Annotated in this window: 8 protein-coding genes; 4 read left to right on the forward strand and 4 right to left on the reverse strand. The window is 41.2% G+C overall.

All coding sequences use genetic code 11. From position 1 onward, the window contains the following. Positions 1 to 11: 11 nt before the first annotated feature. Positions 12 to 2,030, forward strand: coding sequence for a protease Lon-related BREX system protein BrxL (gene brxL / locus V7K85_RS13680; protein ID WP_334814197.1), 2,019 nt, complete (start codon positions 12 to 14; stop codon positions 2,028 to 2,030). On the opposite strand, the gene V7K85_RS13685 is transcribed toward brxL, so the two are convergent. Next, on the reverse strand, positions 2,027 to 2,629 hold the full coding sequence (locus tag V7K85_RS13685) for a BrxA family protein (RefSeq protein ID WP_334814199.1): 603 nt from the start codon (positions 2,627 to 2,629) through the stop codon (positions 2,027 to 2,029). The genes brxL and V7K85_RS13685 overlap by 4 nt on opposite strands. Before the next feature lie 216 nt (positions 2,630 to 2,845). Beyond that, on the reverse strand, positions 2,846 to 3,016 hold the full coding sequence (locus tag V7K85_RS13690) for a ribbon-helix-helix domain-containing protein (RefSeq protein ID WP_084227419.1): 171 nt from the start codon (positions 3,014 to 3,016) through the stop codon (positions 2,846 to 2,848). Positions 3,017 to 3,178: 162 nt separating this feature from the next. Between V7K85_RS13690 and V7K85_RS13695 the strand changes: the two genes are divergently transcribed. From V7K85_RS13695 to V7K85_RS13705, 3 genes are all read left to right on the forward strand, one after another. Continuing rightward, on the forward strand, positions 3,179 to 3,736 hold the full coding sequence (locus V7K85_RS13695) for a hypothetical protein (protein ID WP_334814200.1): 558 nt from the start codon (positions 3,179 to 3,181) through the stop codon (positions 3,734 to 3,736). Then, entirely contained in the window at positions 3,733 to 4,035 is a 303-nt protein-coding gene (locus V7K85_RS13700; protein ID WP_334814201.1) for a helix-turn-helix domain-containing protein, read from the forward strand. The genes V7K85_RS13695 and V7K85_RS13700 overlap by 4 nt, the downstream gene beginning before the upstream one ends. Before the next feature lie 103 nt (positions 4,036 to 4,138). Further along, positions 4,139 to 4,339 carry a hypothetical protein gene (locus V7K85_RS13705; protein WP_179068196.1) on the forward strand — a complete coding sequence of 67 codons (201 nt, stop codon included), beginning with the start codon at positions 4,139 to 4,141 and terminating at the stop codon, positions 4,337 to 4,339. A gap of 245 nt (positions 4,340 to 4,584) precedes the next feature. Here the strand turns inward: V7K85_RS13705 and V7K85_RS13710 are convergent, their stop codons facing one another. Both V7K85_RS13710 and V7K85_RS13715 read right to left on the reverse strand, forming a co-directional pair. After that, entirely contained in the window at positions 4,585 to 5,235 is a 651-nt protein-coding gene (locus V7K85_RS13710) for a hypothetical protein (protein WP_334814202.1), read from the reverse strand. A gap of 37 nt (positions 5,236 to 5,272) precedes the next feature. Further along, positions 5,273 to 6,268: an ImmA/IrrE family metallo-endopeptidase gene (locus tag V7K85_RS13715; protein WP_334814203.1), complete on the reverse strand. Its 996-nt coding sequence runs from the start codon at positions 6,266 to 6,268 to the stop codon at positions 5,273 to 5,275. Positions 6,269 to 6,600: the final 332 nt, after the last annotated feature.

Below are 6,600 nucleotides of genomic sequence, written 5' to 3' on the forward strand. Positions count from 1 at the left end.
ATAACCTTAGTATGCATGACCTGAATCAAAAGCTAAACAGCATTTACCCTGGAAAGGTAGTACGTAAAGACCTGACTAAACGTATTAAAGAAGGTGCTAATGTACCTGTGTATGTGCTGGAATACCTACTCGGTATGTACTGCGCGACCGACGACGAAACCACTATTGAGGAAGGCGTTACTCGTGTAAAAAACATCCTGGCACAGAATTACGTCCGTCCTGATGAAGCAGAACAGATCAAATCTAAAATTCGGGAATTGGGACGATTTACCATCATTGACCGGGTAACGGTAACGCTCAACGACAGAGATGACATCTACCAGGGAACTTTAATGAACCTGGGTGTCAAAGGCGTAGTCATTGACCCAGAAATTGTCAAACCCAACCAAAAGCTTCTGGGTGGTGGTATTTGGTGTATTCTACAACTGGAATACGAAGCCGGAACCAAACCCAGTCCCTTCATTGTCGGAAGCCTCAAACCGATCCAAATGCCGAGTGTGGATATGGATGAACTGTTTGCGGGTCGCCCGGCTTTTACCCGCAGTGAATGGATTGACCTACTGATTCGGTCAACAGGACTGGAACCCACTACCGTCAGCGAAGATGTGAAATGGCATCTACTTGCCCGTTTGGTAGCCCTTTGTGAAAATAACTACAACTGCTGCGAACTTGGCCCACGTTCTACAGGTAAATCCCACGTCTACAAAGAAGTTTCTCCTAACTCAATCTTAGTTTCCGGTGGAAAAACTACAGTAGCGAATCTTTTCTACAATATGTCTAACCGTCGCGTGGGATTAGTGGGTTTATTTGACGTGGTTGCCTTTGATGAAGTAGCAGGCATGAGCTTCCACGATAACGACGGTGTGCAAATCATGAAGGATTACATGGCATCAGGTTCTTTTGCACGCGGTAAGGCGGAGATTACCGCTAATGCTTCTATGGTCTTTGTCGGCAACATTAATCAAAGCGTGGAATCCTTAGTGAAGACCTCACACCTGCTGGCACCTTTCCCCGAAGCCATGATTGACACCGCCTTCTTCGACCGTTTTCACGCTTATATTCCTGGCTGGGAAATCCCCAAATTTAGCCCAGAGAATTTCACCAACCAGTACGGGTTTATTGTCGATTACTTAGCGGAGTGGCTGCGGGAAATGCGTAAACGCAATTTTGCCGATGCCATAGACCTCCACTTTAGACTAGGTAACAATCTTAAACAACGAGATGTTCAAGCAGTTCGCAAAACTGTATCAGGGCTGCTAAAACTGCTTTTCCCAGATGGTTCATTTAGTAAAGAAGACGTGCGCGAAGCCTTAGTGTATGGGCTGCGGGTGCGACGGCGGGTAAAAGAACAATTAAAGAAAATTGGCGGAATGGAATTTTACGATGTGCATTTCAGTTACATCGATTTGGAAACTCTAGATGAGCATTTTGTTTCAGTACCGGAACAGGGTGGTTCAAGCTTGATTAGCCAGGAAATGCTTACTCCTGGTCACTTGCACTTTGTCAGTACTGGGGATAGCGGCATAATCGGAGCATTTAAACTTGAACTGCAAGCAGTACCCGGTGGTGGCAAGTTAGTACGCACTGGTGTAGCGACGGCTGGCAAGATGAAGGACAGTTTAAACATTGCGATGAATTACTTCAAAGCTAACGCCCAAAGAGTCAGCAGTAGCATTCACCCAAGTAATTTGGATTTTTTGCTTCAGTTATTAGACTTGCAAGGGTCTGGCGCACCGCAAGAGAGCGGATTAGCATTGTTCGTTTCGTTATGTTCTGCTTCTCTAAAACGAAGTGTTCAAACACAATTTGCAATATTTGGGGAAATGACCATTGGTGGGACGATTACACCCGTCAGTAACCTATCGGGTAGCCTGCAAGTAGCCTTTGATGCTGGCGCTAAACGTATCCTCTTACCAATGGCAAGCGCCGTGGACTTAGGCAGTGTTCCGCCAGAATTGTTTGCTAAATTTCAAACATCATTTTACGCTGACCCCGTAGACGCAGTATTTAAAGCGTTAGCAGTCGATTAAAAATCAAGCATAAGAGTCAGGTAATGAGCTAGCCCATCAGCGAGTAATTGTTGACGCAAAGCTGATGGCACCGGAACAGAACGAATTTGATAATTTCCTCTTGGGGACGTGGGTTGCAATAGACACGCATTTACTAGCACCAGTAAGGTGTTGCTAGCAGCCTTTTTATAGGTGGAGTCTGACCATGCAGCCACGGTTGAATTTTGATCTCGCTTTCCTTCAAAGAAGGTTCGCAAGTCAGCAGTGGTTACGACGTAATCAAAACCCTTAATTTTGTCCAACAGGACTTCAGCAATGAGTTCGCGCAGAAGGCGGTGTTCTCGCAGAATCAGGAACAATATGGTGAATCGACGGGTGTCAGGGTTGCCAGTGGCAATTAATTGAATGTATTCCTCTGGCACTTGTTGAAGGCGTTTGAGAACAGTTTGTAGCGCCCGCTCACGAGAAACTTGGGAGCGCAGTTGAAATAAATCCTCCACCAATACCCGTTGCCGAATATCTTCCTGGGTTGCACCTTGGTACATCAGTTCAGCAACTCGCAGGGTTTCAGTCAAAACAAAAGCGTGGTTAGTACGAGCAGCATAAGCTGTTTCAGTCATAGTAGTAAAACTAACAAAGACAGGCAGAAACCTTTCTCAAATCCAGACAGTAAGCTATCGTACAGCAATAATCTAGCTGAGGAAGGTTTTTGGCATCCTACTATGTAAGTCTCCCTTGATATATTCGTCAAGCGTGGTAGCTAGAAATTTATATAGGAATCCTGTTTGAGTCTTGCTGGGTATACTGACACTCTACGCAAGCGATCGCATCACACATCATTTCCCCCGAATTGGAGGAATTTTACCATCATTTTGGGCTTGTTTGATAGCTCGTTTCACAATTAATACTGCCATTTGAGACAAAGAACGCTCCTCTGCATCAGCCAAAAATTGCAGGGCTTCTTTGTCTTCTTCTTCCATATAAAGAGTTACAGTTACTTTTCCCATTTCATCATCATAAGCGATTTAGTGTGTTTTTACTTTAAACACACTAATCAACACAGAAACACTTTATTTCAGCGTATAATTACTGATAAGTCAAAAGCCAGCCATCAACTTTCTCAGGGCGGATGCTGGCTTTTGGCCCCCATATCACAGGAGACATTTTCCATGTTAAAGCCTGTTAGCTACAAAACAGATCAACACAGAGCTTATCAACAAGCTTTAGATGATTTCGGCATCACAGAATTGCTGGCAAAGCTCAACAACTACTCTGACGCTGACTTTGATAGTGCCTGGATACAACTCCAGCAGCAAGAAATAGAAAGTCTAGCTGCGATTCTGATTTCTCAATTAACTTACAGCCTCAATGGTAAGTTGATTGCCGCTTATCTCAATCTCATCCGGCACAGTAACCAAGATATAGTCCCAAGCTTAATTAACCTCAAATGCCCAGACGCATCTATTGAGCTTCACGCTAACTTTCCCGATGTAGCAAAGACACCCAAATTTTTATATGGCGATGCCTACGGCGGGCTCTCAACTGAAAGCGATACTGACTGGGGTATTGTCATTGGTAGATTTTATAGCTTTGCTAGCGATCGCTGCTGCTGGAGTTGGTGCTACCTGATTTGGTTGAGTAAAGATTGCCCCAGTGCTACTTGGACATCTACCGATATTGCTTGGGAAGAAGATTTAGAACCAATTAGCGAGGAAACAGACTTATGAATCCTCATCCACTCAAGCAGCGAGAACAAGATTTGATGCAACTTTACACTTACTGTCAATTGGGTATGACTCCCAAGCAGTTTTACTCCAAGTGGCAGGTGAACTACGAAGAAATAGCTCAGATTTGCTCTCGTTCCCTGTCCACCGTTCGACGCTGGTTTGCTAGAGGTAAAAACTACCGCCGTCCCATGCCTACCGATTTACGTCACCTGGCGCTGATGAACTTTTTGCTGGAACACTTTGAGGATATCCCCGAGGAAGTGTTGCAGAAGCTTTGTTTTCCAGACAAGAGTGAGTAGGAATTGAATCTAATTTCAATATCAATTTGATATTTCTTGCCAGCCACCGTCACAGTAGGCTGGCTTTTGTCTTGGAAATTACAGATTTTACCAGGAGAATTCGATGACTTACCTTGAAAAGCTCAGTCCTTGGTGTATAGTTCGACTTAAACCTAATATGCAGAACCAGATTGTAGCTCGTTTTCGTCGCCGCAGTGATGCAGAAGCTCATCTACAAGTTTTATGCCGACTTATCCCCAGCGTAAGTTTTACACTAATTTTCAATGTGGTGTTAGAGCAACAAGATTTGAATACTGTAAAGTAACATCAGGCATAAAACACTTACTGCAAAATCCTTCCATTAAGTTTATCAAGATAAGGAAAGATTTTGCAGATTAATAAGCTTTTGGATAACAAGTAAATTGAGTAGTGATCGCATTTATGAAAGATTGGAGCAAAAATCAAAATTTATAAATTTATACAACGCGATCTAGCTAAAAGTCTTGATACTATTATAATTTTACACTAAGCATTTCAATAAAAATTAGGCAAATTATAAAGTTTTTAGTCTTATAGTTTTGTCTGGGCAACTAAAACAGAATCTATGAGTAAATTTCCTGTCTTTGCGCGTAAGTCTTGGATTGCTTGGTTCAGCACTTTAACTGCATCCTGATGTTTTGTTTGTTTACCCAACTCAAATGCCTCGGAAATAACTTGGTCACAAGCATCTGCCGATGCCATTCTACGACATACCAAGTCAAATCCAGCATGGTCAATTACATGAATTATTAGCTGCTCTAAACAAATAGCTTTTTTATACAATCTTTGCTTAACTTCGTTGAAGCTAGATAATGCTAACGATTTTAAAAATCGTTTATCTGACGTAAGCAAATAAAAATCTTCTTCCATTTGAGTTGCAGCAACAAGTAAAGCCTCACCCACATCAATTCCATCTGTAGAAGCTAACATTTGGTATTCTGAAGTACTACAGATAGCATAGTCATCTATTGTTTTACATCTATCCGTTATTTGTTTCGCCCTTTCTATGCTAGTCGGTTTAAATTGCTTACTAATTTTTCGAGAACCGCTAAAAACTTTCGCCGCAGTAGGCAATATACGAATATTTTCGTTTTTAATATTTAAGCTAGCAACCATTTCCCAAAAGATTTGGTAGGCTGCCAGCTTTAAAATTACATCGTTATCTGTAAAATACAGCAGCAAAGACTTGCTCCTATTTCACTCCTTTACTTAGGAGCAATTATACTCCTGTTACGAGTTTAAGGTATTCTTCGCTGTCTGTGTCTAATTTTTCCCAATTTAGCTCTTTTTCAAGATAACTATTGATTTTAACTGATGCATTAGCTACAGGTTCAATTATCTTTAATGCACCTTGGGCAATTGCCCAGTCTTGTTTTTGTTCTGCTTGCCAAGCATAATTTAATGCTAAAGCGCCAGGATCTACTGCATCTTTATTGCCTAATTGCCGCACCATTCGCGTTAGTTGTATCGAGTCAGATACCTTAGCCCATGCATATTTATTTTTATCTCCAAAAACAATAAATTCAGCAAACTCATTTGCTTCTTGCTCTTCCTTATCTTCTGCTTCTTTAATTATCTTTTCATCAATCAGAACACAGTCCTTAACATGACCACTAGCGATATGCCCAATTTCATGAAGAATGATAAAAAGCAAATAAGCAGAGTACCTACGATTAGAACTAAGTACAATTACTGGACGGTCATTAATCACTGCCGCCATACCATCCATCTTAATGCTTCCTCTAGGAAACTCAGAAAAATGGACTACTGGAATACCGCAATTCCAGCAAAATCTCAGAATAGCATCAAGGTCTATGTAAGAATTATTTTTCAGGATAAAATTCCGAATTTCAAATGCATTTGTTGCCATATCTGTAAAAGGTCTTTTACAGGCATACGTAACCATCTCAGCTACGCGAGTAGCTAGCCCTTGAGCAACAATTAATCGGCTCTCATCAGAATTTTTTTGTATCTTCTTAAATTTAGGGCGAATTGCTTGCTTAAAAGTAATAGGAGCATCAGGATCAAGAACTGATGCCATATCTAGCCCTAAACGTTTAGCAATACGTCCTGCCGCTTCTAAAACAGCTACAGGATTATTTTCAAGTTCTGCATCCCACCATTCAGGTAAGGCTTTTTCTTGAATAAACTTTGGCTGTAATCCCACTTTTGATAAGCGTTTATACAGCATTGGCATTTCAAGGGTTTTATTCATAATTTCCCTCCTCTGCCTATTCTCAATATGTGACCCCTTGTTGTGAATTACAAAAAAATTAATATAACGACGTTATCTACATAGTGACACCATTATGCCACGATGAAAATTGCCTTGACATTGAGTATGCAAATATGCAGCAAAAAGAACGAGAGTTTTAAACAGACTATTCCTTTTATTATAGTACATTTGTACTTAATCCATACAGCTATCATTACTAATAATCAAGAATCAGCATTTAGAGCTGATTCGTAAACAAAAGCTTAAGATGCCATTCGCCTGACCATAAGACGAATCAATGATCCATAAATCATTGCTTCACTTAACTCGCT

Source organism: Nostoc sp., from assembly GCF_036917615.1.
GTDB lineage: Bacteria > Cyanobacteriota > Cyanobacteriia > Cyanobacteriales > Nostocaceae > Nostoc.